Origin of the sequence: Chryseolinea sp. H1M3-3, from assembly GCF_029360725.1 — a bacterium.
Taxonomy (GTDB): Bacteria; Bacteroidota; Bacteroidia; order Cytophagales; family Cyclobacteriaceae; genus Chryseolinea.
The window spans coordinates 706,149-731,919 of record NZ_JARKMY010000001.1; the positions used below are offsets into that span (position 1 = coordinate 706,149).

30 protein-coding genes are annotated in these 25,771 nt (G+C 41.8%); 16 read left to right on the forward strand and 14 right to left on the reverse strand.

The window, feature by feature from the left end; translation table 11 throughout:
• The first annotated feature begins 113 nt into the window (after window positions 1-113).
• The 9 genes from P2W71_RS02890 to P2W71_RS02930 all read left to right on the forward strand — a co-directional run bounded on the left by P2W71_RS02890 (window position 114) and on the right by P2W71_RS02930 (window position 8,950).
• Window positions 114-1,190 (forward strand): branched-chain amino acid aminotransferase, encoded by a 1,077-nt coding sequence (locus P2W71_RS02890; RefSeq protein WP_276366790.1) that lies wholly within the window; start codon window positions 114-116, stop codon window positions 1,188-1,190.
• 106 nt (window positions 1,191-1,296) lie between these two features.
• Window positions 1,297-2,298 (forward strand): zinc-binding dehydrogenase, encoded by a 1,002-nt coding sequence (locus tag P2W71_RS02895; RefSeq protein WP_276366793.1) that lies wholly within the window; start codon window positions 1,297-1,299, stop codon window positions 2,296-2,298.
• A gap of 55 nt (window positions 2,299-2,353) precedes the next feature.
• Complete coding sequence (locus P2W71_RS02900; protein WP_276366797.1) at window positions 2,354-2,743, forward strand: VOC family protein; 390 nt, start codon at window positions 2,354-2,356, stop codon at window positions 2,741-2,743.
• Window positions 2,744-2,872: 129 nt separating this feature from the next.
• Entirely contained in the window at window positions 2,873-3,280 is a 408-nt protein-coding gene (locus P2W71_RS02905) for a Dabb family protein (protein WP_276366800.1), read from the forward strand.
• Between the two features lie 280 nt (window positions 3,281-3,560).
• Window positions 3,561-4,970: a 3-isopropylmalate dehydratase large subunit gene (leuC, locus tag P2W71_RS02910; protein WP_276366802.1), complete on the forward strand. Its 1,410-nt coding sequence runs from the start codon at window positions 3,561-3,563 to the stop codon at window positions 4,968-4,970.
• Between the two features lie 49 nt (window positions 4,971-5,019).
• Complete coding sequence (gene leuD, locus P2W71_RS02915; protein WP_276366805.1) at window positions 5,020-5,607, forward strand: 3-isopropylmalate dehydratase small subunit; 588 nt, start codon at window positions 5,020-5,022, stop codon at window positions 5,605-5,607.
• A 1-nt stretch (window position 5,608) separates the two neighbouring features.
• Window positions 5,609-6,703 carry a 3-isopropylmalate dehydrogenase gene (leuB, locus tag P2W71_RS02920; protein ID WP_276366809.1) on the forward strand — a complete coding sequence of 365 codons (1,095 nt, stop codon included), beginning with the start codon at window positions 5,609-5,611 and terminating at the stop codon, window positions 6,701-6,703.
• A 51-nt stretch (window positions 6,704-6,754) separates the two neighbouring features.
• Window positions 6,755-7,918 (forward strand): 2-isopropylmalate synthase, encoded by a 1,164-nt coding sequence (locus P2W71_RS02925; protein WP_276366811.1) that lies wholly within the window; start codon window positions 6,755-6,757, stop codon window positions 7,916-7,918.
• A gap of 186 nt (window positions 7,919-8,104) precedes the next feature.
• Complete coding sequence (locus P2W71_RS02930) at window positions 8,105-8,950, forward strand: sugar phosphate isomerase/epimerase (RefSeq protein WP_276366814.1); 846 nt, start codon at window positions 8,105-8,107, stop codon at window positions 8,948-8,950.
• A gap of 4 nt (window positions 8,951-8,954) precedes the next feature.
• On the opposite strand, the gene P2W71_RS02935 is transcribed toward P2W71_RS02930, so the two are convergent.
• The 6 genes from P2W71_RS02935 to P2W71_RS02960 all read right to left on the reverse strand — a co-directional run bounded on the left by P2W71_RS02935 (window position 8,955) and on the right by P2W71_RS02960 (window position 12,247).
• The gene (locus P2W71_RS02935; protein WP_276366817.1) at window positions 8,955-9,611 is read right to left on the reverse strand and encodes a M15 family metallopeptidase; all 657 of its coding nucleotides are present in this window, start codon (window positions 9,609-9,611) and stop codon (window positions 8,955-8,957) included.
• 74 nt (window positions 9,612-9,685) lie between these two features.
• Window positions 9,686-10,210: an O-acetyl-ADP-ribose deacetylase gene (locus P2W71_RS02940; RefSeq protein ID WP_276366819.1), complete on the reverse strand. Its 525-nt coding sequence runs from the start codon at window positions 10,208-10,210 to the stop codon at window positions 9,686-9,688.
• Entirely contained in the window at window positions 10,207-10,659 is a 453-nt protein-coding gene (gene dtd, locus P2W71_RS02945) for a D-aminoacyl-tRNA deacylase (RefSeq protein WP_276366823.1), read from the reverse strand. The genes P2W71_RS02940 and dtd overlap by 4 nt, the downstream gene beginning before the upstream one ends.
• Before the next feature lie 15 nt (window positions 10,660-10,674).
• Window positions 10,675-11,310, reverse strand: a complete 636-nt coding sequence (locus tag P2W71_RS02950; protein ID WP_276366826.1) for an NAD-dependent epimerase/dehydratase family protein — start codon at window positions 11,308-11,310, stop codon at window positions 10,675-10,677.
• The gene (locus tag P2W71_RS02955) at window positions 11,307-11,723 is read right to left on the reverse strand and encodes a DUF1232 domain-containing protein (protein ID WP_276366829.1); all 417 of its coding nucleotides are present in this window, start codon (window positions 11,721-11,723) and stop codon (window positions 11,307-11,309) included. Before P2W71_RS02955 ends, P2W71_RS02950 begins: the two co-directional genes overlap by 4 nt.
• 2 nt (window positions 11,724-11,725) lie before the next feature.
• Complete coding sequence (locus P2W71_RS02960) at window positions 11,726-12,247, reverse strand: hypothetical protein (RefSeq protein WP_276366830.1); 522 nt, start codon at window positions 12,245-12,247, stop codon at window positions 11,726-11,728.
• Window positions 12,248-12,315: 68 nt separating this feature from the next.
• Between P2W71_RS02960 and P2W71_RS02965 the strand changes: the two genes are divergently transcribed.
• Window positions 12,316-12,645: an iron-sulfur cluster biosynthesis family protein gene (locus tag P2W71_RS02965; protein ID WP_276366832.1), complete on the forward strand. Its 330-nt coding sequence runs from the start codon at window positions 12,316-12,318 to the stop codon at window positions 12,643-12,645.
• Window positions 12,646-12,705: 60 nt separating this feature from the next.
• Here the strand turns inward: P2W71_RS02965 and folB are convergent, their stop codons facing one another.
• Genes folB through P2W71_RS02980 form a run of 3 tightly spaced genes read right to left on the reverse strand, consistent with a single transcriptional unit; the run spans window position 12,706 to window position 14,710 of the window.
• Window positions 12,706-13,065: a dihydroneopterin aldolase gene (folB, locus tag P2W71_RS02970; protein WP_276366834.1), complete on the reverse strand. Its 360-nt coding sequence runs from the start codon at window positions 13,063-13,065 to the stop codon at window positions 12,706-12,708.
• Entirely contained in the window at window positions 13,062-13,790 is a 729-nt protein-coding gene (locus tag P2W71_RS02975; protein WP_276366836.1) for a DivIVA domain-containing protein, read from the reverse strand. The genes folB and P2W71_RS02975 overlap by 4 nt, the downstream gene beginning before the upstream one ends.
• Entirely contained in the window at window positions 13,787-14,710 is a 924-nt protein-coding gene (locus P2W71_RS02980) for a WD40 repeat domain-containing protein (protein WP_276366839.1), read from the reverse strand. The genes P2W71_RS02975 and P2W71_RS02980 overlap by 4 nt, the downstream gene beginning before the upstream one ends.
• Before the next feature lie 162 nt (window positions 14,711-14,872).
• On the opposite strand from P2W71_RS02980, the gene P2W71_RS02985 reads away from it, so the two are divergent.
• On the forward strand, window positions 14,873-15,511 hold the full coding sequence (locus P2W71_RS02985; protein ID WP_276366842.1) for a 4'-phosphopantetheinyl transferase superfamily protein: 639 nt from the start codon (window positions 14,873-14,875) through the stop codon (window positions 15,509-15,511).
• Window positions 15,504-16,073 carry a redoxin domain-containing protein gene (locus P2W71_RS02990; RefSeq protein WP_276366846.1) on the forward strand — a complete coding sequence of 190 codons (570 nt, stop codon included), beginning with the start codon at window positions 15,504-15,506 and terminating at the stop codon, window positions 16,071-16,073. The genes P2W71_RS02985 and P2W71_RS02990 overlap by 8 nt, the downstream gene beginning before the upstream one ends.
• A gap of 99 nt (window positions 16,074-16,172) precedes the next feature.
• On the opposite strand, the gene P2W71_RS02995 is transcribed toward P2W71_RS02990, so the two are convergent.
• Complete coding sequence (locus P2W71_RS02995; RefSeq protein WP_276366848.1) at window positions 16,173-16,604, reverse strand: cytochrome B; 432 nt, start codon at window positions 16,602-16,604, stop codon at window positions 16,173-16,175.
• Between the two features lie 198 nt (window positions 16,605-16,802).
• Here P2W71_RS02995 and P2W71_RS03000 point away from each other — a divergent pair, with 198 nt between their 5' ends.
• The 4 genes from P2W71_RS03000 to P2W71_RS03015 all read left to right on the forward strand — a co-directional run bounded on the left by P2W71_RS03000 (window position 16,803) and on the right by P2W71_RS03015 (window position 20,807).
• Window positions 16,803-17,633 carry an ATP/GTP-binding protein gene (locus P2W71_RS03000; RefSeq protein ID WP_276366851.1) on the forward strand — a complete coding sequence of 277 codons (831 nt, stop codon included), beginning with the start codon at window positions 16,803-16,805 and terminating at the stop codon, window positions 17,631-17,633.
• 111 nt (window positions 17,634-17,744) lie between these two features.
• Entirely contained in the window at window positions 17,745-19,028 is a 1,284-nt protein-coding gene (locus tag P2W71_RS03005; protein WP_276366853.1) for a DUF2157 domain-containing protein, read from the forward strand.
• A complete protein-coding gene (locus P2W71_RS03010) occupies window positions 19,025-19,600 on the forward strand; it encodes a GDYXXLXY domain-containing protein (RefSeq protein ID WP_276366856.1) in 576 nt (191 codons plus the stop codon). The genes P2W71_RS03005 and P2W71_RS03010 overlap by 4 nt, the downstream gene beginning before the upstream one ends.
• A 55-nt stretch (window positions 19,601-19,655) precedes the next feature.
• On the forward strand, window positions 19,656-20,807 hold the full coding sequence (locus P2W71_RS03015) for a PQQ-dependent sugar dehydrogenase (protein ID WP_276366858.1): 1,152 nt from the start codon (window positions 19,656-19,658) through the stop codon (window positions 20,805-20,807).
• An 84-nt stretch (window positions 20,808-20,891) separates the two neighbouring features.
• Here P2W71_RS03015 and P2W71_RS03020 read toward each other — a convergent pair whose 3' ends face one another.
• From P2W71_RS03020 to P2W71_RS03035, 4 genes are all read right to left on the reverse strand, one after another.
• Window positions 20,892-21,203, reverse strand: coding sequence for a hypothetical protein (locus P2W71_RS03020; protein ID WP_276366861.1), 312 nt, complete (start codon window positions 21,201-21,203; stop codon window positions 20,892-20,894).
• A gap of 93 nt (window positions 21,204-21,296) precedes the next feature.
• Complete coding sequence (locus P2W71_RS03025; RefSeq protein WP_276366863.1) at window positions 21,297-23,051, reverse strand: OmpA family protein; 1,755 nt, start codon at window positions 23,049-23,051, stop codon at window positions 21,297-21,299.
• Window positions 23,052-23,166: 115 nt separating this feature from the next.
• Window positions 23,167-24,021: a transglutaminase-like domain-containing protein gene (locus tag P2W71_RS03030; RefSeq protein ID WP_276369020.1), complete on the reverse strand. Its 855-nt coding sequence runs from the start codon at window positions 24,019-24,021 to the stop codon at window positions 23,167-23,169.
• Window positions 24,022-24,103: 82 nt separating this feature from the next.
• The gene (locus tag P2W71_RS03035) at window positions 24,104-25,729 is read right to left on the reverse strand and encodes a carboxyl transferase domain-containing protein (RefSeq protein ID WP_276369022.1); all 1,626 of its coding nucleotides are present in this window, start codon (window positions 25,727-25,729) and stop codon (window positions 24,104-24,106) included.
• Between the last annotated feature and the right edge of the window lie 42 nt (window positions 25,730-25,771).

Genomic DNA, 25,771 nt, shown 5'->3' on the forward strand with positions numbered 1-25,771 from the left:
GTGTTTGAGCGCAAGATTTCTATGCTAAACGTTCGACAAATGCATTATAATTCCAAATCCGAAAGAAAAAATTAAAAGATAATGATGAAATTCACACCTTTAATGGAAATGATATGATAACTACGAGCAGGCCAACGTTCCCTTTTACAAGAACAACCAAATCACGCATCAAAGAAGTCGACTTTAGTAACATTGAGTTTGGAAAATACATATCGGATCACATGCTGGAAGCCGATTATCTCAACGATAGTTGGCAGACTCCGAAAATTGTTCCGTTTGGGGATATTCCTATGTCGCCGGCAATGCTTTCATTACATTATGGGCAATCAGTGTTTGAAGGAATGAAAGCCTTCAAAAATAAAGACGGTGACATCTGTATTTTCCGGCCACAGAAACATAGCGAACGTCTTAATAAGTCGCTGGCAAGAATGTGCATGCCCGAAATACCGGAAGATCTTTTTATCCAAAGTCTTCATGCCATTGTTGAAACAGACAAAGATTGGATCCCCTCCACTGAGGGTGCATCGTTGTATATACGTCCCTTTGTTTTTGCATTTGAACCACGGCTGGGTGTTAAGATCGCCGACCACTTTAAATTTTTCATTTTGACTAGCCCCGCCGGTGCATATTTCAGTAAACCGACAAAGTTGAAGGTTGAGAAAACTTTTGTAAGGGCCGCTGAAGGTGGAACGGGGTTCGCCAAATGTGCCGGCAATTATGGAGGTGCATTTTATCCCACACAGCTTGCGCGTCAGCAAGGATTTGATCAGGTGTTGTGGACAGACGCGAAAGAACATAAGTATATTGATGAGGCTGGTGTAATGAATGTGATGTTTTTGATAAACGGAAAATTAATAACACCTCAGCTAACCTCTGCATTGCTGGATGGTGTAACACGTGATTCGATCCTGAAATTAGCCCCTACTTTAGGGACAACGGTGGAAGAGAGACGCGTAAGTGTAGAGGAGATTGAAGAGGCGTTTAAGAAAGGAACAATATCAGAAGCTTTTGGAACAGGTACAGCAGCCGTTGTATCCCCCATTGCTACAATTAATATTGACGGTAAAGATTACAATCTTCCGACAGCCGGACCGGAAAGTTTCCAACAACGCGTCAAACAAAAATTAAACAACATCCGGTTAGGTCATGAAGCAGATGTGTATGGATGGAACTACATTATTCATGTTTAAGGTAATGGTCGAGTTTAATGAACTACTGGTTCGGGATTGAACTTATATTCGCGTCCCACTGAATCTTGAAACTTCGAGCTGCTAACTTTGAACCTGAAACAAATTCATGCGAGCTGTTTTTTTTAAAGGCAAGGACCAACCTTTGGTCGTCCAACAAATAAAAAAGTTTAAACCTGTTAAAGACCAGGTGTTAATCCGCCTGCACAATGCGGCCATAAACCACCGTGACCTGTGGACATGGCGGGAACAAAATCTTCCCGGCACCGATGGGATAATTCTTGGCTCTGATGGTTGTGGTGTTATTGAAGATGTCGGCGAAGATGCAGATACACTTTTAATTGGATCGGAAGTTATCATTAATCCAAGTTTAGATTGGGGAAACAATCCGATTGTACAGGGAAATTCATTTCGCATTTTAGGATTTCCAGATCACGGCACCTTTAGTGATTACATCGTAATCTCTAAAAAATATGCTTTCGAGAAACCTGACCATCTCAATTTTGCTGAATCATCTGCCGTGCCGCTTTCAGGGCTTACCGCCTACCGTGCACTTTTCACCAAGGCAAGATTGCGGGCAAAAGAAAAAGTTTTGATTACGGGTATCGGGGGAGGCGCTGCGTTGTGGATATTACAATTTGCCGTAGCATATCAAGCTCGCGTGTATGTTACCTCTGGTTCCGATGAAAAGTTGAACAGCGCTAAATCGCTTGGCGCCGTTGAAGGTTTCAACTATAAAGATCCGGATTGGCATCAGAAAGCTTTGAAAGAATCCGGCGGCGGATTTGACATTATTATTGACAGCGCCGGCGGTGATCAATTTTCGAAGCTAATAGAACTTGCGCTTCCCGGAGGACGGATCGTCAACTTCGGAAGAACAGCGGGCAACATTACCAACATCGCTACACGGTTGCTCTATTGGAAGCAGCTTTCCATTCATGGCACAACCATGGGTACACGTGACGAATTTTTGTCGATGCTTGATTTTGTCGAAAGTCGAAAAATCAAGCCTGTTATTGATAAGGTTTTTCCGTTGGAGCAAATTGAACAAGCCATGCATCGGATGGAGCACGGAGATCAGTTTGGAAAAATCATTCTTCAAATATCTTGAGCGCCATACACCGACTCTGAAGGTTTCTTCTGGAAAGCGTACTTTAATGAACTCCATGAAAATTGAACACATCGCCATCTGGTGTAAAGACATAGAAAGGCTAAAGCATTTTTACACTCATTATTTTCAAGCAGCTGCGGGCGACAAATACTTCAATCCGAAAAAGAATTTTCAATCTTACTTTCTTTCGTTCGGAAACGGATGCAGGCTTGAGTTGATGCAAATGCCTGGAGTACCCGACAACAAAAATGATATACATGCACAGTCCATAGGCATCATCCATCTCGCAATTTCGGTCGGAAATAAAGTGCTCGTGGATACGCTTACAGAACAGCTGCGGAAAGATGGCTATGCAATTGTAGGCGAACCCAGAACCACCGGCGATGGCTATTATGAAAGCGTCGTACTGGATCCGGAAGGGAACCGGATCGAAGTAACTGTATGACCACTTCCAGAAACTTTTGATGAACTTTCCGGAAGTTGTTCTAAATTTCCACCCGAAATCACACTCACACCCAACCTGCCCAACTGGCAGGCCCTCGTTAACACTTCGAACCTCAACACTTCAACACTTATGAAGAAACAAACCCGCAGAACATTTGTAGCCACCGCTGCCGCTTTAGGTGCCAGCGCTGCAGCTACCGCTATGCCGACTATGGACAAAAAAGATAAAAAACAACTCGTTCATCACGTGTTTTTCTGGTTGAAGAATCGTGACTCCAAGGAAGATCTGGCTAAATTATTAGAAGGTCTTAAGACTTTAAAGAAGATAGAAACTATCAAGAAAATGCACATCGGCGTTCCGGCCAGCACTGAAAAAAGAGACGTGGTGGACAATAGCTACAGCGCATCAGAGCTTATGTTCTTTGATGACCTGGCAGGACAAAAGACCTACCAGGATCATCCTATTCATCAAAAGTTTATCGCTGATTGCGGGCACCTTTGGGAAAAGGTTATTGTTTATGACTCGTTAGATGTTTAGAAAATTGTGAATGATCACGTTTTCGCTACCAATCAGTTGTTAGCGCTAGTAAAAAAATATTAACAATTAATTGATGTAGCCCTTAACTTTTTTCATCTTCGTGTGTCAACAACAAACGGAAATGATTTTTAGATTTAATATAATTCTCCCGTAAGGGAGTATCAAAAATTAAAATAAAGACCGCCCCGTCCAGATGAAAATCCGGACGGGGCGGTTTCGCTTTAAACACACTAGAACAAACTAACACTTGTTACACATACACATTCTGTTGAAGTAAAACATGACTCGCCAACGAAAAACACTTTTTGATAAAATCTGGGATGCCCACGTTGTAAAAAGTAGCGAAGGACATCCTGATGCTGTTTATATCGACCGTCACTTCATTCATGAGGTAACAAGTCCTCAGGCATTTGATGGCCTTCGTAAACGAAATGTAAAGGTTTTTAATCCTTCCCGGACTACGGCTACAGCTGATCACAACGTACCAACTATTGATCAACATCTTCCCATCAAAGAAGCATTGTCACGCCACCAGGTGGAAACACTGAGAAAAAACTGCAAGGATTTTGGTGTAGAGCTTTACGATCTTGGACATCCTTACCAAGGGATTGTTCACATCATTGGGCCGGAGTTGGGTCTAACACTTCCAGGCATGACGATTGTCTGCGGCGATAGTCATACTTCAACGCATGGTGCGTTTGGAAATATTGCTTTCGGTATTGGCACAAGTGAGGTCGAACAAGTGTTGGCAACACAATGCGTGTTACAGTATCGTCCTAAGACAATGTTAATTGATATCAGCGGTACCCTCAGTAAGGGTGTGGTGGCTAAAGATATCATCCTGTACATTATATCGAAACTTTCGGCTAGTGGTGCAACAGGATATTTTGTAGAATATGCGGGGGACGCCATTCGCAACCTTTCCATGGAAGCGCGAATGACAATCTGTAACATGAGCATCGAAATGGGTGCCCGGGGTGGGCTGATTGCTCCGGATGAAACGACCTTTAATTATATCAAGGGACGAAAATTTGCTCCTCAGGGAGACACGTTCGACCGCATGGTAGAACAATGGCGTCAATTAAAATCAGATCCTGACGCTGAATATGATGAAGTGGTTCGCTTCGATGCTGGCGATATCGCGCCAATGATTACTTACGGAACTAATCCTGGAATGGGAATGAAGGTAACGGATCGCATTCCAACGTTAAACGAACTAAAGGATATTACCGAACAGCCATCTTTTTCAAAATCTCTTGAATACATGGGGCTTCAACCCGGCGCAGCCATTTTGGGTCAAGCGGTAGATTACGTATTCATAGGGAGCTGCACCAATGCGCGAATTGAGGATTTAAGACTGGTGGCTTCTATGGTTAAAGGAAAAAAGAAAGCTTCTAATGTTGAAGTTTGGGTTGTTCCAGGTTCAAAACAAGTTGAAAAGCAAGCACGGGAAGAAGGCTTAGATAAAATTTTTGAAGCCGCAGGCTTCCAGTTGCGTCAGCCTGGATGCTCTGCATGCCTGGGGATGAATGAAGATAAAATTCCAGCGGGTAAGTATTGCATCAGTACCTCGAACAGAAATTTTGAAGGACGACAAGGCCCCAAATCCAGAACTTTTTTGGCTAGCCCACTGAGCGCCGCCGCGGCGGCCATTACAGGTAAAGTAACTGACGTAAGGGAATTGGTTTAGCTTTAGTGAGGTATACTTTTAACCATTAACGGATAACGTTTAGGAATCCATGAGTAAAGAAAAATTTATAACATTAAAAACACAGGCAGTTCCGCTGCCGATCGATAATATTGACACCGATCAAATTATTCCCGCTCGTTTCTTAAAAGCAACCACCCGGGAAGGTTTTGGTGAAAATCTTTTTCGGGACTGGCGGTACAACAGCGATAATACACCCAAGGCTGACTTTGCACTAAACAACCCTACGTATAGTGGCAAAATACTGGTGGCCGGAAAAAACTTTGGTTGCGGAAGCAGCAGAGAGCATGCCGCGTGGGCAATTTACGATGGTGGATTCCGGGTAGTTATCTCAAGTTTTTTTGCCGACATTTTTAAGAACAATGCATTGAACAATGCACTGCTTCCCGTCCAGGTGTCAGATGCATTCCTCAAAAAAATATTTGCAGCAGTTGAAAAGAATCCCAAGACTGAAATTACTGTAGACCTTGCTCAACAAAAAGTCATTTTGGAAGATGGCTCATCTGAAGCTTTTGATATTAATCCATACAAGAAAACATGCCTGATGAATGGCTATGATGATATTGATTACCTGCTAAGTTTACGGGACGAGATTAAACATTTTGAATTAGCGCACTAAAATGAAAAAAAAGATTACAATTCTTCCCGGAGACGGAATAGGAAAAGAAGTAACAGCCTGTGGAAAAAAAGTATTGGAACAAATCGGTGACTGCTATGGTCACGAATTTGTTTTCGACTATGCTGTCATTGGTCATGAAGCAATTGAAGCTACAGGCAATCCGTTGCCCGATGAAACGTTGAAGAAACTTAAGAACTGTGATGCTATTTTATTCGGCGCTGTAGGTCACCCTAAATACGATAATGATCCTTCGGCAAAAGTTCGACCAGAGCAAGGGTTGTTAAAAATGCGTAAGGAGCTTGGGTTGTATGCCAACCTCCGGCCTATAAAACTTTTTGATGAGCTGTTAGGTGCGTCCAGCATCAAACCTGAAATATTGAAAGGTGCTGATATTCTTTTCTTCCGTGAATTAACGGGTGATGTTTATTTTGGTGAACGCGGACGGAAGGACGGAAATAACACAGCTTTCGATACGATGATCTATTCCCGTTATGAGGTAGAACGTATCGCACATAAAGCGTTCAAGGCAGCACAGACAAGAAGCAAAAAAGTTACCTCGGTAGATAAAGCCAACGTACTTGAAAGCTCGCGACTGTGGCGTGAAGTGGTGCAGGAAGTGTCAAAGCAATATAGTGACGTAATTGTGGAACATATGTTTGTAGATGCGGCTGCTATGAAGCTTATCCAGAATCCAAAAAGTTTTGACGTAGTGGTAACCGGAAATCTGTTTGGAGATATTCTCACAGATGAAGCCTCTCAAATCGCAGGCTCAATGGGTATGCTGGCATCCGCATCCGTAGGGGATACCGTCGGATTGTATGAGCCTATCCACGGCAGCGCCCATGATATAACAGGGAAGGGAATTGCTAATCCATTAGCTTCAATTTTATCTGCTGCCTTGTTGCTTGACATTTCGTTTGGATTGAAGGAAGAGGCTGACGCGGTAATTAAAGCTGTAGCCCAAACGTTGAAAGAAGGATACAGAACCCGTGATATTGCTGATGCGTCAACATTACATGAGAAGATCCTGGGGACAGAAGTGATGGGCAATGTCGTGTGCAATCACTTAAGAATGTTAGTAACAGTGAATAGTTAATTTTCAACCACATATCAATCACACACACTATCAATAACTAAAAAAACTCGTATGAGCCAAAAAATAGAAATCTTCGACACTACCCTTCGCGATGGCGAACAGGTACCGGGCTGTCAGTTATCAACCGATGAAAAAGTGGTGATAGCGCGTAAGCTCGAACAACTGGGCGTAGATGTAATCGAAGCTGGGTTTCCTATTTCCAGTCCTGGCGATTTTCTATCAGTCGTAGAAATATCTAAGGCGGTGAATACGGGTGTTTGTGCCCTTACACGTTCGAAGAAAGAAGATATTGATGTTGCTGCTGAAGCTCTTCATCATGCTAAACGCGGACGCATCCATACCGGTATTGGCTCATCTGACATTCACATCAAACATAAGTTCAATAGCACACGTGAAAAAGTCTTAGAGCAAGCAGTTTGGGCTGTCAGCTACGCAAAAGCAAAGGGGGTAGAAGTTGAATTTTTCGCCGAAGATGCGGGCCGCGCAGACTTAGAATTTCTCGCGCAATTGGTAGAAGCGGTCATCAAAGCCGGCGCCGATGTCGTTAATGTTCCTGACACCACTGGCTATTGTTTACCCCATCTGTATGGCAAACGGATTCAGTACCTTTTCGAGAACGTAAAAAATATTAATAAAGCTATCATTTCAGTTCACTGTCACAATGATTTAGGCATGGCTACTGCAAATACGATTGCAGGGTTAATGAATGGAGCGCGGCAAGCTGAAGTCACCATCAACGGTATCGGTGAGCGTGCCGGAAATACTTCATTAGAAGAGGTAGCCATGGTGTTAAAAACCCATAAAGACTTGAATCTGCATACCAATATCAAGTCAGAAATGTTGTATGAGTTGAGTACGCTGGTTTCCGATATGATGCGTATGCCAGTTCAACCCAATAAAGCTATCGTCGGCGCGAATGCCTTCGCGCACTCTTCAGGTATTCATCAGGATGGGTTTTTGAAAAATTCTGAGAATTACGAGATTATAAATCCTGCAGATGTGGGTGTTCCTTCTTCATCCATCATTCTTACTGCCAGAAGTGGGCGGGCTGCATTGAAGCACCGGCTGGAATTGCTGGGGTATCAACCTAATAAATCTGAACTTGATCAATTATATGGTAACTTTCTTGTTCTTGCCGATGAGAAGAAAACCATTGTTGATGAAGATTTAATGTTCCTGGTGTCCAATACACCCATTCTTGTAACACAAAAGTAACCACAACCAAATTAAACCCGAAGTATCATCTGAAAAGGTGGTACTTTTTTATTTTATCCCTTGGTCAGTTACAAAAACAGAACTTACGGGATATACGCTACGATTTATTTTGAACCCTAAACCGTTCCCCAACACCTGAATACTGCATTTTTTTTTAACTTCATTCCCTATTTCAATATACCTTCTATGACGTTGGCACCTTTTGCAAATAAATCGAAGCTTTTTATCATACTACTGCTCATCTCACCTTCCTTATTCGGACAGCAATATGGTCTACAACTTTATAGTCTGAGGAATCAGTTTGCCAAAGATGCGGCTGGAACTATGGCCAAGGTAAAAGCTATGGGTTTCAGGGATGTGGAGATGGCCGGTACAATGGGTTTACCCTTTCCGGAACTGATAAAACTATTAGCTCAAAATGAGTTAAACGTAGTCAGCTTTGGTGCTGACTATGAGATGCTGGAAAAAGATCCAAGGAAAGTCGCAGAAGAAGCAAGAGCCTATGGAGCAAAATTTATTGTATGTTTTTGGGTTCCCCATCAGGGAGATAATTTTACAACCGCTGAAGTAGATAAGGCTGTCGCCGTTTTCAACAATGCAGCCCAGATTATTGCCAGCTATGGTATGTTATTTTGCTATCACCCGCATGGCTATGAGTTCAAACCCTATCACAATGCGACAGTTTTTGATTATATGATGGAAAAACTTGATCAGCGATATGTTTATTTAGAGATGGATGTATTTTGGATCAAGCAAGCCGGTCAGGAACCGATGGATTTATTAAAAAAGTATTCCAACCGTTTTGTTTTGCTTCATTTAAAGGACCGCAAAGTCGGAACTCCAAACACTAGCAATGGTCACGGCGATCTCGAGTCGAATGTAGTTTTGGGCACAGGCGATGTTGGTATCGCTGAGATTATCAGAGAAGCAAAAAAATTGGGAATAAAATATTATTTTCTTGAGGACGAGTCATCGAAGGTTGAAGAACAACTCCCGAAAAGTTTAGCGTACCTTAAATCTCTTCAACAATAGCATACTACTTCTCCAATTCTTCGAAGTCAATATCTAATACTTCGAATTTCTTCCATCCAACAAAATCGAAGTGCCACCATTCAGAACTGTTAACACGAAATCCGTGCTTTTGCATGGCGTTAATTAACAATGTTCGATTTTTTCTAGCTACGGGATCTTTTACCGGCGTAGTAGGCCAGGCATCTTTAGAAAAAGAATCATAACCGGTCGGCATTTTTAATTCCTCACCTGTTTTTAAGTTAATAAGTGTAAGGTCCAATGCACAACCCCGGTTATGGCGCGATCCCCTATAAGGTGATGCGACGTAGGTAGTATCCCGATAAACTTCATAAAACTTCACAGTAGCTTTGTAAGGACGATAGCCGTCAAAAATTTTGACACCCAAACCCTGAGCTTTTAAATCAGATTGAACCTTCTTTAATGCTTCAGCGACAGGTCTCCGGGCATAAGCTTTAGCCAAGTTGTAAATCCTTTCACCCGTGAAATTATTTGTTGTTGCATAACGTATGTCCAACACAATATCGGGGATGAATTTTTCAAGATCGATTAATTCTTTTTCAGGATTTGACCTGATACTTTCTGCATACGCCTTAAAAGTTTGCGCTTTCAACCCATACTTGTTCTGCGCAGAAAGTGTTGTCGAGGCAAACAGCCCTGCCATACAAACACACAGTAGCTGGATGAATGAGATAAACTTATGTTGTGCCATTTAGTGCCTGAGGGATAACGTTCATACTATTGAGGTTGGCTTAACAACTGATTATATAAATTATAATTCTCCTCGTCATAACAACAAAAAATGACGGTTTGTATAGTCGAATCGTTGCTCAGGAAATCTTTAACTTCACGAAAAGCGATCTCTGCAGCCCGCTTTTTTGGAAATCCAAAAATACCCGTACTGATGTTGGGAAAAGCAATCGTTTTGACGGAGTTACTTGCAGCCAGTATCAAGCTGTTTTTGTAGGCATTTGCCAGTATCTGATCCTCCTCTTCATTACCACCAGTCCATATCGGGCCAACGGCATGTATTACAAATTTAGCTTTTAGGTTAGCGCCCGATGTAATCACTGCTTCCCCCGGTGGGCAACCATCCTGCCTTTCTTTTATCTTCAGACACTCCTCCAATAATTTAGGTCCGGCAGCATGATGTATGGCTCCATCCACGCCGCCGCCACCAGTCAAGCTGCTATTTGCGGCATTCACAATAGCGTCTACTTCCAGTGTTGTTATATCTGCGCGAAGAAGCCCGATCCGATTCATATTCTGTTTTTAGTATCAATAATGATTGTAACTGGACCATCGTTTACCATGCTCACTTTCATGTCGGCACCAAACTCGCCGGTTTGTACCGGCTTTCCCAAGTTAGTTTCTACCTCTCCAATGAAGTTATTATAAACAGGAATCGCAATATCTGGTTTTGCTGCTTTAATATAGGATGGCCGGTTTCCTTTCTTTGTACTTGCATGAAGGGTAAACTGACTTACAATGATAATCTCTCCATCAACATCTTTCACACTTACATTCATCACACCATCAGCATCATTAAAGATACGAAGATTTACAACCTTTGCGGCAAGCCACTGTACGTCCTCGTTGTTATCAGCATCTTCTATGCCGAGCAGTATCAAAAGCCCTTGGTTGATCGAGGCTTTTACATGGTTCGAGATCATGACGGAAGCTGAAGATACGCGCTGAATAACTGCAATCATGCAGAACAAATTAAATTAAAAATCCTGCATCTCCGTTGATTCATGGATAAAGTTTCCCTTTTGATTCTTTACTGCGAAATGAAGCATTGCGCGCGCCACTTTGATGGCTTCGATTGCCTTAAATTTTGGTGGGATAAGAAATCCAAAAACCTTGTAAAAAAATTTAGCTGCGTCTTCTGCCGATCGTTTTTCCTGGCGTGGACCCAGCAACAATGAGGGTCGAAAAATATGAACCGTTTCAAATCCCACACGTAAAATCGCTTCTTCTATTTCCCCTTTAACTTGGTTGTAAAAAACCGGAGATTTCTTATTAGCACCAAGCGCAGACACCAGCAGGTATTGTTTTGCCCCGGCAGCAATGCTATTTTTAGCTAGCAACAGCGGGTAATTAAAATCAACCTCGTAGAATTTTTCTTTGGAACGTACCTTCGCCATGGTGGTTCCCAGGCAACAAAAAACATCGTCTATGTGCCACGTTGGATCGAACGTCAATTTTCCTTGGTGAATTTGAACCTGGAGTAATTTTGGATGGCCTGTTAATAACTTCCTTGTAAAAGTAATAACCTTATCATACTGGTCGCTGGCAAGCAACAGTGCCAGTACCTGACTTCCAATAAGTCCGGTACTGCCAGCGATCAATGCCGTTTTCATGATATGATGATTACCTTAGATTTTTCCCATTCCAGAAACCGGTCAATGTCGGCACCGATCGATTTGTAAATCATAAATAATACAGCAAAATCATCTGAAAGTCCGATGATGGGTAGCAAATCCGGAATTACGTCAATAGGATTAATGAAATAAAGAATGGCAGCTACGATGAGCACCATGCTTTTCCAGGGAACCGTGCGATATTCGCCTCGGGCGTATGCACGCAACAGCCGGCCTAGTGTAAAAAATTTGTCTTTCACGAGTGCGCTATCTGCCTTCGTAAAGTCGGTTTGCTTTAATTTTCGAACCAAAGTTGCCAACAGTAAAATTAATCGACCTGGTTTTCCCAGTATTCGTGAAGCTTTTTGCAGTGCAGCTTCAAAGAAGCGGTTGTTAAGGACATTAGCTTGCATGCCTAAAAGATTTGTTGGATTTCTTTTTTTAATTCTGATAGTGCGTGTGCAATTGGATCGACCTGCTTATTAATTGATCTTTCAAATATTTTTTTTGACAAATCTAAACTTGTTGATTCCATCTTCATTTCACCAGCCGCATCATTGATACTCAATATAAGGTCTTCCTTGGCATTCTTAATCAGGTTCCAGACATTTTCGCTCATATAAACCTGCTGGGAGACGTTATGGTTATATTCATTTCGTATTTCCGCCAATAATAGTTGATGGAATTCCTTCGATGTCATCCCCGAGCTACTTAGTCTCACTAACAAATTTTGAGGTGAAATACGTTCCAAAAAGAGCGCCATGCGCTCATAAGCCTGCAAACGGCTCGGCAAAAGGGTCTCTATGCTTCTTCCCCGAACCTCCACTTTCTTCAGATCCACTTCTTTTTGAATAAACATTCTGACTAACAAATACGCCCCATAGAGCACAATTGAGGCGGGGACAAGTATTTTAATAAACTCGATAAGTGCATCCATAGAATCTTATTATCACATATTGTGTTTGAAATTTAAATAATTTTAGACTCAAATTACTTGCTTGCTGAATGTTTGAAAGCATACAACCTGTAACTATTTCACAAAGAGCGTTGCAAGAAATCCGCAATATCATCCAGTCGAAAAACATTCCGGCCGATTATGGAGTACGCGTGGGTGTAAAAGGAGGCGGCTGTGGTGTTACGTTAATCATCGGCTTCGACAAAAAGCAAGACGCGGATCACGCTTACACCATTGAAGGTATTCCTGTATACGTTGACAAAAAGCACACGATGTATCTGATTGGAAAGGAAGTCGATTTTTATGAAGGTGACGAAGGACGCGGGTTCACTTTCGTGGATGTTGCCCATAATAAATCGTCAGAAGTTGCATCAGGATAGACTTTGACCGTTGAACTAGAAGCCGTTCAGGTTCGATTAACGGAAAGGGTATCGCTCAAGTTAACGTCGCTTACCCAGGCTCACCGTTGCCTTTCTGCACTTTCCACCTATAGGCGGATTTATTTTAGAAATTTTAAGCTCCACAAAGATCACGTTCGGAAAAATTTCAAGGACATCGGTCGCAATTTTCTCAGCTACCGTCTCCAATAGTTTAGAGGGCTCCTCCATTTCCGTTTTTACAACCTTAAAAAGTGTTTCATAATTAACGGTTCCCACCAGCTCATCCGTTGCTGCAGCCAGTGAAAAATCAGTTTCAACTGCAATATCTACTTCAAACCAATTTCCAGATTCGCGCTCATGAGGATATACGCCGTGAAAGGCATGGAACTCGAGACCTTCGAGTGCAACTCGTCCAATCATCCTATTTCGTCAAAGAAAGATTTTTTTACTTTTTTAGGTTGCTCTTCAGCCATCACCGGTTCTTGTACAGGTTCTTTCTTTTCAGTCACGGTCTCGGCATGGACCTCAGGAGCATGTACTACTTTCTCGTAATCTACAATATTCGGAAAGGCTACACGCTTTGCTTCCTTCTTCGCCATGGCAAGGTGTTTATCAGGGTCAAAATCTTTACCCATTATTTTAGAACGTTCAACACGATCGATCACGTCGGAGGCCAGATGTTTTAAATCGGCCAGCAAATCATCACGAAGCGTTTGCATCTTCTTGTAGCTTTCTACCAGAATCTTCAGCCGTTCTTCCATCTCCTCCAAAATTTCTTTTGCGCGCGTGTCTGATTCTTCAATGGTATCGCGTGCCTTCATTTTGGCCTCATTGATCATGCCATCGGCTTTTAATTGTGATTCCCTCAAATGAAGTTCGGCGGTTCTGCGAGCCTGGTCGATTACATTAGCCCCTGTATCTTCTGCTGTTTTTAAAGTTTTATATAAAGAACTTTCTACTTCCCGCAGCTTGCTTACTTCGCGTTCGGTAGCCTCAAGTTTAATGCGGCATTCTTTATTTTCATCGAGCACCCGTTCCCACTCCTGAGAAAGTGTCAGCAAGAATGCATTCACTTCATCTTTTTCATATCCTCTGAAATTTTTTTCAAAGGTTTTCTGTCGTATATCCAGAGGTGTTATTCTCATACAGGTTGTTTTTCAAAATTAATATTCCACACAGAGATCGTTCGATCATCACTCGCACTTAAGAGCTGGTCATTATAGTTAGTCCATAAAACTCTGTTCACAGAAGTCCCATGACCAGCATGGCGGGACCGGTCTATTACCTTTAAAAGTTTCAAGGCCTGGGCATCCCACACTTTTATGCTTTTATCCATGCTACAAGTTACAAAATGTTTGCTATCCCGGCTAAAAGCAAGGTGATTTATGGCATACATGTGAGCCACGACTTCGGCTGCCTGGTGGTAATTCTTTTCGGCATCCCATACCTTCAGACGTGCATCACGGGATCCACTCATTAAGTTGTTCTGCGGACCGTATTGTAAGGTGAACACAGAGTTTTCATGTGCTTTCCAATCGTATTTCAGTTTCAGATTATCCAGATCAAATACACGAATGTGATGATCGCTATACCCAACCGCGACTTCTCCCAGTTGTTCATTGATGGCAATAGTTCGTGCGCTCTTGTGAGACACCTGCACTTTACCTTTTACCATTAGATCCTTACTGTCTACTTTCATCAACATGCCTTCCCCCGTCGCTACCAAAATATCTGCACCATAGGCTTTAAGATCAAATATTGCCGCTTTAGTTAATTGTAACGACCCCAGCTCTGATTTATTCTTCCAATCAAGGATATGAATGCCTTCGTAATTATGTCCAACCACCAGCGTATCTGTATGCGCGTGATACAACATCGCATATATGGAATTGGGAAGTTTCGCCACCACAGCACCCGTTTCCGGATCTGACAGGTTCCACATTACTGCCATTCCATCGCCTGAACCTGAAAAAAAAATCTCGTCCTTCGCCGACGGAACTAATGTATATACGCAATCGCGATGTCCTGTTAATGTATGAAGTTTAGAAACCTGAACGCTCGTCATGAATATATTCTGTATGTGGAACAACATCTTGTGTACTAAAGTTTGTCGTTTATTGGTTGCAACTATTTCGCCACAACTCAAACCTTTATAACAGTTGTTTCAGATGTATGTGAAGTATGTGATTTTTTTCTCAAAATTGAATGATAAAGCGGGACATACCAAATGCCATTAGAAAAAATCGTAGTTGAAACCAACCGCGCCTGGGCGTTATGGAACATAACAGAAGATGAACCAAGCCTTACATCGGCAATTGAAGGATTTGAACATGTGTCCGATACGTTGACCAATCCCCGAAAACGTCTGGAATGGCTTGCAGGGCGCGTTGGAACGAAACAGGTGATGGAGGCTCTGGGGCTTACGTTTCAGGGAATAATGAAAGATGCGTTTGGCAAACCTTTTCCAAAAGGATACGATTTTCAATTGTCATTGAGCCATTCCTTCCCCTATGTAGCCGTATTGATCGATAAAAATCAAGCTGTTGGTATCGATTTGGAGCAGCCCAAAGAAAAATTGCTTAAAATCGCTGCACGTGTGCATCATCCAAGTGAGCTGCAAGATTTAGGAACGGATATTGTAAAGCATTGCATATACTGGTGCGCCAAAGAAAGTCTCCTTAAATTATATGGAAGGAAAGATCTTATTTTCGCTGAGAACATGTTTATAGAATCTTTTCAACGCTCAGACAAAGGCGACATTGTTGGTAAAATCATTATAAAAGATGACGTCACTTCGGTACCCTTGCACTATGTCGTGTATCCGAATTTCGTACTAGTTTTCACTCGCAGCATTAACCATGACTAAAAATCTTATCCCTTTGCTTTTCTTCGCAGCTCTCGTGCCCGCATACGCGCAATCAATAGCTAATTTTTCTCTCACGAACGTAGTCACAGGATCACCGATATCCCTGGACACTTATCCTTCATGCGAAGGTGTTGTGATTATTTTTACAAGCAATGCGTGTGCTTATGATGAATATTATCGCAATCGTATCAATGCAATTTCCAAGCAGTATCATGACAAGGTGCCGGTATTATTGATAAATTCTGGGGTTGAACAAATTGAGTCGATCGACAACATGGTAAAAAAAGCGCAGCAGTGGGGCTTAACCATTCCATACCTTGCTGATAAAGATCAAACAGTGATGCAACAGTTTGGTGCGACAAAGACGCCCCAGGTATTTCTCTTGAAGAATAGCGCGGGAAAGTTCTCCCGGGTTTATAGTGGGGCCATTGATGATAATCCCCAAGTACAAGGTGATGTGCGGCATGCCTATCTGAAAGATGCTATTGACATCATGCTAACAAATCAGACCATCGAAACTCCAGAAGTACGGCCGGTAGGTTGCAGCATAAGAAGGAAATAGAAGGCCATTATATACGGAATAAAGTTTTTGTCTTATGAATAGAGTTGTTAGAAAAACTTCCTAACAAAAGATCCATCGCCTTATAAAATAATTACTTGCCTATCCAAGTATTGGCCGGCCGCTCAACCAAATCATTGCTATGATTACGACGAATGCTACAAAATTAAAGATTGCCATTCGCTTATGCTTTGCTTCATCGCTCGTCATGCGTTTAGACGTCGTGCGTGCAAGCGTAATCAGTACAACGGCAACCAGCATGGCAAAAATATGTTCTACGGTCCAATAACGCGTAGCTTTGTCACCCATGGTATCGGGGCCGAATTTTACAAAAGGACTTACAAAATATAATATAAGGCCTACCAGCAACTGCATATGGGTGAATATGAAAAGGTAGAGACCAAGTTTATTATCCCATTTGCCATAAGGCTGTTTGTTTATTAAACCTATCAGTGATTTAATGATGACGATCAGGAGTCCAATCAGAATAAAATAACGAAGTAGCGAATGGGTATGCAGTAGTCCGGTATACATATTGATTTTATTTAACGTCCCGAAAATAGCATAAAAACATTGTAAACCGGACTGAAATTTCAGGAGAAGTTCCGCTTCCTTCCCTTATCATTCTATTCCATTGACATAACTTAGGTGAGAAAAAGCGTCTACGATTTGGTTACTTTAAAACTTCTTTAACCCTAACATGTTACTTTAGCACAAATAAAATCTTAAAAGATGAAACGACTATTAACCTTTGTATTTTCGCTCTCTGTACTTTCTCTTTCGGCGCAAACATTAACACTGAAATGGACAACAGAAGCTTCTCTACGCGTACCTGAATCCGTTTTGTTGGATTCCAAAAACAACCTTCTTTACGTATCGTCGATTGACGGAACACCGGAGAACAAAGACGGCAACGGATTTATATCACAAGTTGCACTGGACGGAAAAATCAAAAACCTCAAATGGGCTACTGGGCTGGATGCCCCAAAGGGAATGGGCCTGTTCAACAACAATCTTTATGTTGCAGACATCTCTCGCCTAGTAACTATCAATACAGCTACGGGAAAAATTACGCAGACAGTTGAAATTGAAGGCGCAAAGTTCCTCAACGATGTAACGGTAGATAAGAATGGCAATGTCTATGTTTCGGATAGCAACACGGGAACAATCCATGTCGTGAAAGGAAACAAGGCTGAAGTGTATTTTCAAGGACCCGAAATAAAAGGTGTTAACGGATTGCTTTCCTTGGGTAATGAATTATACGTCGTGGATTTTCCGACAGGTGTCAATTACAAATTATCAAAGGATAAAAAGCTTACCAAATTCAGCGCCACTGCAGAAGGTGCAGATGGCATTGTACCGGTTGGAAAAGATGAGTATATAGTTTCAAGCTGGCATGGACAAATTGATTATGTAAATTCAAAGGGAGAAGCCAAAAAATTATTAGATACACGCGAACAGAAATTAAGCTCCGCTGATATTGAATATGATCCCAAAACTAAAACGTTGTTTGTTCCTACTTTCAATACCAATACTGTAATGGCATATACTTTTTCGAAATAAGATATTCTGCATTCGCAGACCAAACAAAGAAGACTACTTCCCTGAGGTAGTCTTTTTTATTGAAGATCCTTACCTTCATATGCCAGTGGGCCAATCCGCCAAGGCAATATTATGAGTAAACAAATCCTGAAAGAACTTCCCGATCTCGTTCATGCCGAGGTAATCGATGAGGCGACAGCACAAAGAATCAGAGCCTATTATCTGCAGCAGTCGGCGCAGTCATCCAACAGATTGTTTATTGTTTTTGGCATCCTCGGAGCTTTGCTTGTCGGGATGGGAATTGTATTAATTGTTGCGCACAATTGGGATAGCCTCCCAAAGCGTATAAAATTAGCCATTGGCTTTTTACCGCTACTTATTGGCCAGGTGACTGCTGCTTACGTCATCATAAGAAAAATGGAAGAAAAAGCATGGAAGGAAGGAACAGGCGTTTTCCTTTTCTTTGCCATTGCCATCAGCATTTCTATTATCAGCCAAGTTTATCATATCGAAGGTGATTTAGATGGGTTTCTTTTTATATGGATGTGTCTGGCACTACCGATCGTCTATGTGCTAAGGTCGGCAGTAACATCAATGCTGTACGTTATAGGAATTACCTGGTACGCGTGCGAAGTTGGCTATTTAGAAAACTCGGATCGGTACGCACTTGCTTACTGGATTCTGCTTGCGCTTATCTTGCCATTCTTTTACCTGGAGTATCTTCAGACAAGTTTGAAAAACAATTTTTACTATTTACTGAGTTGGCTGCTTGCCGCATCTGTAACCATATGCCTAGGCGTTTTTGTAGATGACAGTGAAATGACAATAGTCATCGCGTATATGAGTTTATTCAGTGCTTTCGTCATCATGAGTCGGATGAGGCTTTTTGAAACAAACCGCGTGCTCACCAATGCCTTCCTGGTCATAGGAAGCTTTGGTATAATCACCCTGCTCTTGATGCTGAGCTTTGATTGGTTTTGGGATGAACTGAAGCAGCGTGAAGTAATTTTTGGGCAACCTGAAATAACCGTTGCTGCTATTCTCACAATGTTGGCTTCATACCTTTTGTTCCAGCTTTTAAAGCACCATCAATGGAATACGATCAATACTAAATCATACGCGTTTATAGTTTTCATTCCGCTTTTTTTTGTGGGAACAGAGCTTCCTGTCCTGGCACAGCTGATTACCAATCTGCTGATTCTGTTATTTGCCATCTATACCATCCGTGATGGTGCTCAAAGAAATCATTTAGGGATTCTTAACTATGGATTGATGATAATCACAGGGTTAATCTTCTGCAGATTTTTTGATACTGATTTCAGCTTTGTTTTTCGTGGTCTCCTGTTCATAGGTGTTGGCATCGGATTTTTCGCGGCAAACTATTACATGATTCAAAAGAGGAAGAAGCAAGCATGAAAAAATTCATTTTCATTTTGTTTGGTGTTATGTGCCTTGCACAATGGATCGTCCCGGGAAAAATGATCTACGATAGTGAACGCATTTTGGAAGAAGGCACGGTATATAAATTTAAAACGGCACCTATTGATCCATCTGATCCTTTCAGAGGGAAATATATTACGCTGAATTTTGAACAAAACTTTATCACGTTCACCGATAGCCTGGAGTGGTCAACTGGTCAAGAAATTTTTGTGACGTTTACGGGGGACTCGGCAGGTTATGCCGTTCCTGAGCGTGCTTTCCATGAGCAACCACAATCCAAAACCTACCTCCGCACAAACGTCGAATATGTAAACTACTATGGTGATAATTACAAGGTCCAGTTCCGTTTACCTTTTGACAGGCTATACCTTGAAGAATCCAAAGCATCGGAGGCAGAAAAAGTGTACTGGCAAGCACAGCAAGACAGCGCACAAGCTACCTATGCACTCGTAAGTATTGGCGATGGTCAAGCGGTCCTTAAAGACGTAATCATTAATGATAAACCCATCCACGACATTATTAATGAACTCAATAAAGACCCTGAGTAATCCCTTTTAACTTCTGTCACTTCTATCTATTTTCGCGGCTATAATACACCACCATATGATCAAGATATTGTTTCCAAGTTGCCTCATTCCGATTCTTTGTTTAAGCTCATGTACGCCGGAGAAAAAAACGGAAACGGCAGGTGCAGTTGTCATAAAATCCGAAAAGCAAAACTTCTCCGTTGACACCATCACGTCAGCCCTGCAAAACCCATGGGGCATCGCATTTCTTCCGGACGGAAGAACGTTGATTACAGAACGTGCTGGAGAAATCCGAATTATTAAAGACGGAAAATTATTGGAAGAGAAAATCCAGGGGCTGCCTTCCCCAATTTATGTAAAGGGCCAGTCAGGATTATTGGATATCGTTCTTCACCCTGATTTTGAACAGAATAATTTAATATACTTCAGTTACTCAAAACAACTCGCAGACAGCGGAGGTACCGTAATCGCGCGTGCAAAACTAGAAGGCAATAACCTAACAAATGTAGAAGAACTTTTTTCGGCGCAGCCTTTCACTTCTTCCGATGTTCATTTCGGCTCCCGGATTGTATTTGATGGAAATGGATATATGTTTTTCACGTCAGGGGAGCGAGGCAGAAAAGAAAATGCACAAGATCTCGGAAATCATCTCGGAAAAGTGCTTCGTCTTCACGATGATGGAAAAGTCCCAACTGATAACCCATTTGTCAATACACCAGGCGCTAAACCGGAAATATGGTCCTATGGACATCGTAACCTGCAAGGGCTTTACTACGACAAAGCAACGGGAATACTATGGGAACATGAACATGGTCCACGTGGAGGCGATGAGTTAAACATCGTCGAAAAAGGCAAGAATTACGGATGGCCAGTAATCACATACGGTATCAATTACGACAGCACTATTATAACTGACCTCAAAGAAAAGGAAGGAATGGAGCAACCTGTTCGTTACTGGGTGCCTTCCATTGCACCCTGCGGAATGACCATGGTGACCAGTGACAAATACCCCAACTGGAAAGGTAACCTGTTAGTTGGTGCGTTGTCGCATCAACTCGTAATGCGGGTAGAAATAGCAGACCGAAAATTCGTGCACGATGAGAGGCTCATGGAGAAAGTAGGCCGAGTACGTGCCGTTGTTCAAAGTCCAGATGGATATATCTATGTGGCTACTGAAAACCCAGGGAAAGTATTAAAATTGGTTCCTGCAGAAGAGGATTCAAAGTAGGTAAATACCATTGCTGAAATTAAATTAAAAAAAATAGAAAGGGCGCAGGTTGCGTCCCTTTCTATTTTAATTCATTTCTCAAGATCAATTTCCCATCAACTCCAGTAAATAAATCCATGTTACGAAGAACATGATCGTAAAAATGATTCCGCTCCAAATGCGGATGGCAATTTTGTTCCAAAAAAAAGTAAGGTCATCCTCATTTTTTTCTTTCCTGAATGTACGGACAATACTTGCTGCCCGTAACCATTGCACCAAAGCAAAAGAAGAAATCAACGTCCCTATTACTTTTAGAAACTCAAGGAAATCCAATTTAAAAAGAATAGATACGTGGCCTGGGAGGAAAATTAAAAAACCAACATAGAAAATAAGCCGGGGACTGATAATCATTTTCATCTGTTTGAGTTTAGTTGAAAATTTATTTTACATCCACTGGTCTGTCGCCTATATAAATCATTCAGTAGAATGATTTGCAGGGATAACGCAACCTTATTTCTTCACTACAGTAAACTCTACACGCCGGTTATTCGCGCGGCCGGCATCTGTATCGTTGGTGTCAATAGCTTTACTTTCACCATAACCGTGAGCACTTAAACGAAAGTCCTCAATACCTTGTCCGATGATGTAATCCACAACGGCTTGAGAACGGCCCTGGGAAAGGTTAAGGTTATAATCATCAGAGCCTTTATTGTCAGTGTGCCCGGAGATTTCGATTTCTACTGTTTCATTTTGTTTCAGAAAATCCACCACTTTATTAAGCTCAGTGAATGATTCATTTTTTAAAGTGGTTTTATCGAAGTCGAAATATATATTCTGCAAACGAACAGTAAGGCCGACCTCAATAGGCGTAAGGTACAAGTCTCTTGAGAAAGGTGACAATCCATCATCGCTTGCTTCTATGCTGTCAGTAGCGTTCATGTATCCCTCTGAAGAAGCAGTGATCATATACCATCCTAATTCCGGAATTTCTTTTTCATATTTTCCGTCTTGAGCACTTGCCTTCAAGCTACTTTTTTTCTTGGACAGAAGCGAAATGTTCAATGTTGCAGGCAGCAGTTTTTCCGTTTTCTTGTCATAAATATTTCCCACCAACAAAAGTTTCTTTGCTATTGGTTTTAATGGAACCGTCAGGCTCACCGTTGTATCTCCCGTAAGTTCAGGAAGCTTAAAAGTTTGTTGATATGGTAAGAAGCCATCTAAACTCGCAGATACAATGTATTCTTTTATTTCGGGTAGCTTTGTCGCAAACTCGCCGGACGCATTCGAACGAAGTTGTATGGGATCGACACCCGTCAGTTTAACTTGTACGTTAGCCTGAAGCGGCTCCATCGATTTGTCGTTCAATACAAGTCCCTTGAGGTCAATTTTAAAGGTCTTTGGAACCAACGTATACAGATCCAATTGCGCGCCATCCAACGCTTTGTTTGCTCTGCTGGTAAAAACATTTCCTGCATTATCAATTGTAAAATAAAAATCCAAGGCGCTGGTATTAATGGGCTTTCCCATGTTAACGGGTTCGGACCAGTTCACCCATGATTCATCTTTTCTGATAGACTTATAAATATCCACTCCCCCCTGGCGACCCGCTGATTGCCTGGCACTTGCGAAATATAAGGATTTTTGGTCCGGACTTATGAATGGTCCAACGTCGTCGGTAGGCGTAGTCAAGGACAATTTTTCGGGTTTTGAAAAAGAGCCGTCAGCTTGTTGATGACTACTGTACAAATCGCTGTATTGACTATTTTCTTTCTCGCTAAAATAAATAATAATATGCTTTCTATCTGCCGACATCGATGCGCCATAAAATCGTCCTTTGTTCATGGCTTTGAAATCTTTGACATCCAATTCGCGAATTGAGTTTCCACTGACGATGGAAAAACCTTTCTCCCCTTTTGAACTTCCACCCTTTATAAATAAACTTCCATCTTCAAAAACCGTAAATACCTGATTGGACCGGTGAATATTAAAAGGCGAACGTAAATGTTCTGCAACACCCCATACACCGGTTGCATCTTTTTTGCTTACCCATATGTCTTGTGTATCATCCTTACCCATGGTATTGTCAGGATGATCCTGCACAAAAAAGTAAAGTGTATTTCCGTCGGGCGAGATCACAGGAGCAGCTTCATGACGAAAAGTGTTGACGTTCTTATCCATTTTCACCAACTCATATCGCGCCGAATATTCTTGTGCGAGGGTCGCAAGGCTAATCAAGGACAAAATAATTGATAACGTTATTCGCATACAGATCCCATTTGGAATAAGCTAAATTATAGCTTTATGGGAATTGAATTTTCGTAAAAAGCGCCTTTACCTTACAGGTCAGACGAACAACATTAGCGTGCGATTGATGGCTTATTCAAACGCTGAGGTCAGTACCATCAGCGATGATTAAAAGAAGTTCCTTTACCTCCTCTGCTTTTGTGTGCTCTCCCATTTTGTCAAACGACATAATCAGATTGCGAAAAACCCTGCGAATGATTTCGAGATTGGAGCATGGTTCAAAAAATGATGACTGCGGCGTAAGGTGAAGTTCATTGATGTAATTCTCAATATCCTGCTTTGAAAATATCAGTCCCTTATTGAACGCATTTATATAAAATTGTGCATGCTTCTCTTCTTTATAGGTTAATACAAACAGATTCGGAAGATTTACGCCATACACCGGTAGCTTCAACTTCTGGGCTACCAGCAAATAGATGATGCAAAGGGTGATGGGATTTCCCTTACGTGTTTCCAGGACAACATTGATCATAGAATTTCCGGGCGAATGGAAATTCTTTGTGTTTGCCCCAAATTTTAGTTTATTAAACAAAACGCTATTGATCACTTTTATCTGATCAAAAGGATAAAGGTCGGGCTTAAATTCAAGCCATGTTTCATAATAAATCTGTTCGAGATCTTGACGGAGTTTCAACAGTTCAATATCAGGATATTGATAGGTAGCTACGAGCCACATGCCTGTTAGCAAATCTTTTTCCTCGCTCGCGTGCCAGTCTTTCAGCCGTTCTTTTAATAGCTCGTACTGCAGCGTATGAATCAATTCTTCAATTCTTCGTTGAACAAGGGAGTTGAAATTAGTTTCCCATTCCTGTTCCAGGAAGGGTATAATCGGAGTTCCTAGTGAAAGAATTTTGTCTTCTACATGTGAGACAATTTGTGCATCCTCGTCGTCAAGCAGGGATACTAATGCTTTGATTTCTGCTTCCTTCAACTCCATCAACTTTATATTTTTCTAAAACTAAAAAAATCATGCTGAAAATCCACTCATAGGGTGAAAACGTTCGTACAGACTTTTAAGTTTGAATGACTCCTACATTAAACTTTTCAAGGGGTGAATGATTAGCCGCTTCAATTCCCATTGAAATGATTTTCCTTGTTTCCAAGGGATCAATGATACCGTCTACCCACAACCGGGAGGCCGCATAGTATGGACTGAGCTGTTCGTTATATCTATCAGTAATTTCCTTTAACAACGATTCCTCTTCTTCTTTCGTAATCGTTTTTCCTTGAGCTTTCAGCGAACTTACCCGGATCTGTAATAAAGTTTTTGCGGCCGAACCTCCACTCATTACTGCAATTTGTGCTGTAGGCCACGCGAATATCAGCCGAGGATCGTATGCTTTTCCACACATGGCATAGTTACCGGCGCCGTAAGAATTGCCAATGATAAAAGTGAACTTTGGAACAGTAGAGTTGGCCATTGCATTAACCATCTTAGCACCATCCTTGATTATTCCCCCATGCTCTGCTTTGCTTCCCACCATAAATCCGCTGACATCCTGCAGAAATACCAGTGGAATTTTCCGTTGATTACAGTTCATAATGAAACGCGCTGCTTTATCGGCCGAGTCAGAATAAATTACGCCTCCCATCTGCATTTCCCCTTTTTTGTTTTTCACAACGCTTCGTTGATTGGCTACAATGCCAACAGCCCAACCGTTAATTCGCGCGGTGCCGCAAATTATTGTTTTTCCGTAGAGCGCTTTGTATTCCTGAAAATCAGAACCATCAACCAGTCTGCGAATAATTTTGAGTGTATCATAGGGCTTCACACGATCTACGGGCAAAAGCCCGAGTATTTCTTCCTGCTTATCTTTTGGCATTTGAGGTGTTGTCCGACTAAAGCCAGCGGTTTGTGAATCACCAAATTTTTCAAAGAGCGAACGGATATAATCCAGGCATGACTTATCATCCGGAAATTTGTTGTCTGTTACGCCGGAAATTTCACAATGTGTTGTTGCGCCGCCAAGTTTCTCATTATCGACCTCTTCGCCAATCGCAGCCTTTACCAAATATGAACCCGCTAAAAAGATTGAGCCGGTCTTATCAACGATCATTGCCTCATCAGACATGATGGGAAGGTAAGCTCCTCCAGCTACACAACTTCCCATAATCGCTGCAATCTGAATAATGCCCATTGCAGACATCTTTGCATTATTCCGGAATTGCCGGCCAAAGTGCTCTTTGTCTGGAAAAATTTCATCCTGCATAGGAAGGAAAACTCCTGCACTATCAACCAGGTAGACAATGGGTAGTTTATTTTCCATTGCAATCTCTTGCGCCCGAAGATTCTTTTTGGCGGTGATGGGGAACCAGGCACCTGCTTTTACAGTCGCATCATTAGCCACAATAACTGTAAGTTTTCCTTTGATGTATCCCAGACCTATAACTACACCGCCCGAAGGACAACCACCATACTCGGTGTACATCCCTTCACCTGCAAATAGTCCAACTTCTAGAAAATCAGTCTGCTCGTCGATGAGATATTCGATTCGTTCACGGGCAGTCCATTTTCCTTTTTGATGCTGCTCATCGATCTTCTTCTGACCGCCCCCAGATTTTACTTTCTTTGATTTATGCTGTAGCTGGCCAATGAGCTGTTTGAATTGATCTTCATTCCTGTTGAATTCTAAATCGATGGCCATTGTGGAGTTAGAAATTTGAAAGATTGAAAGTTTATC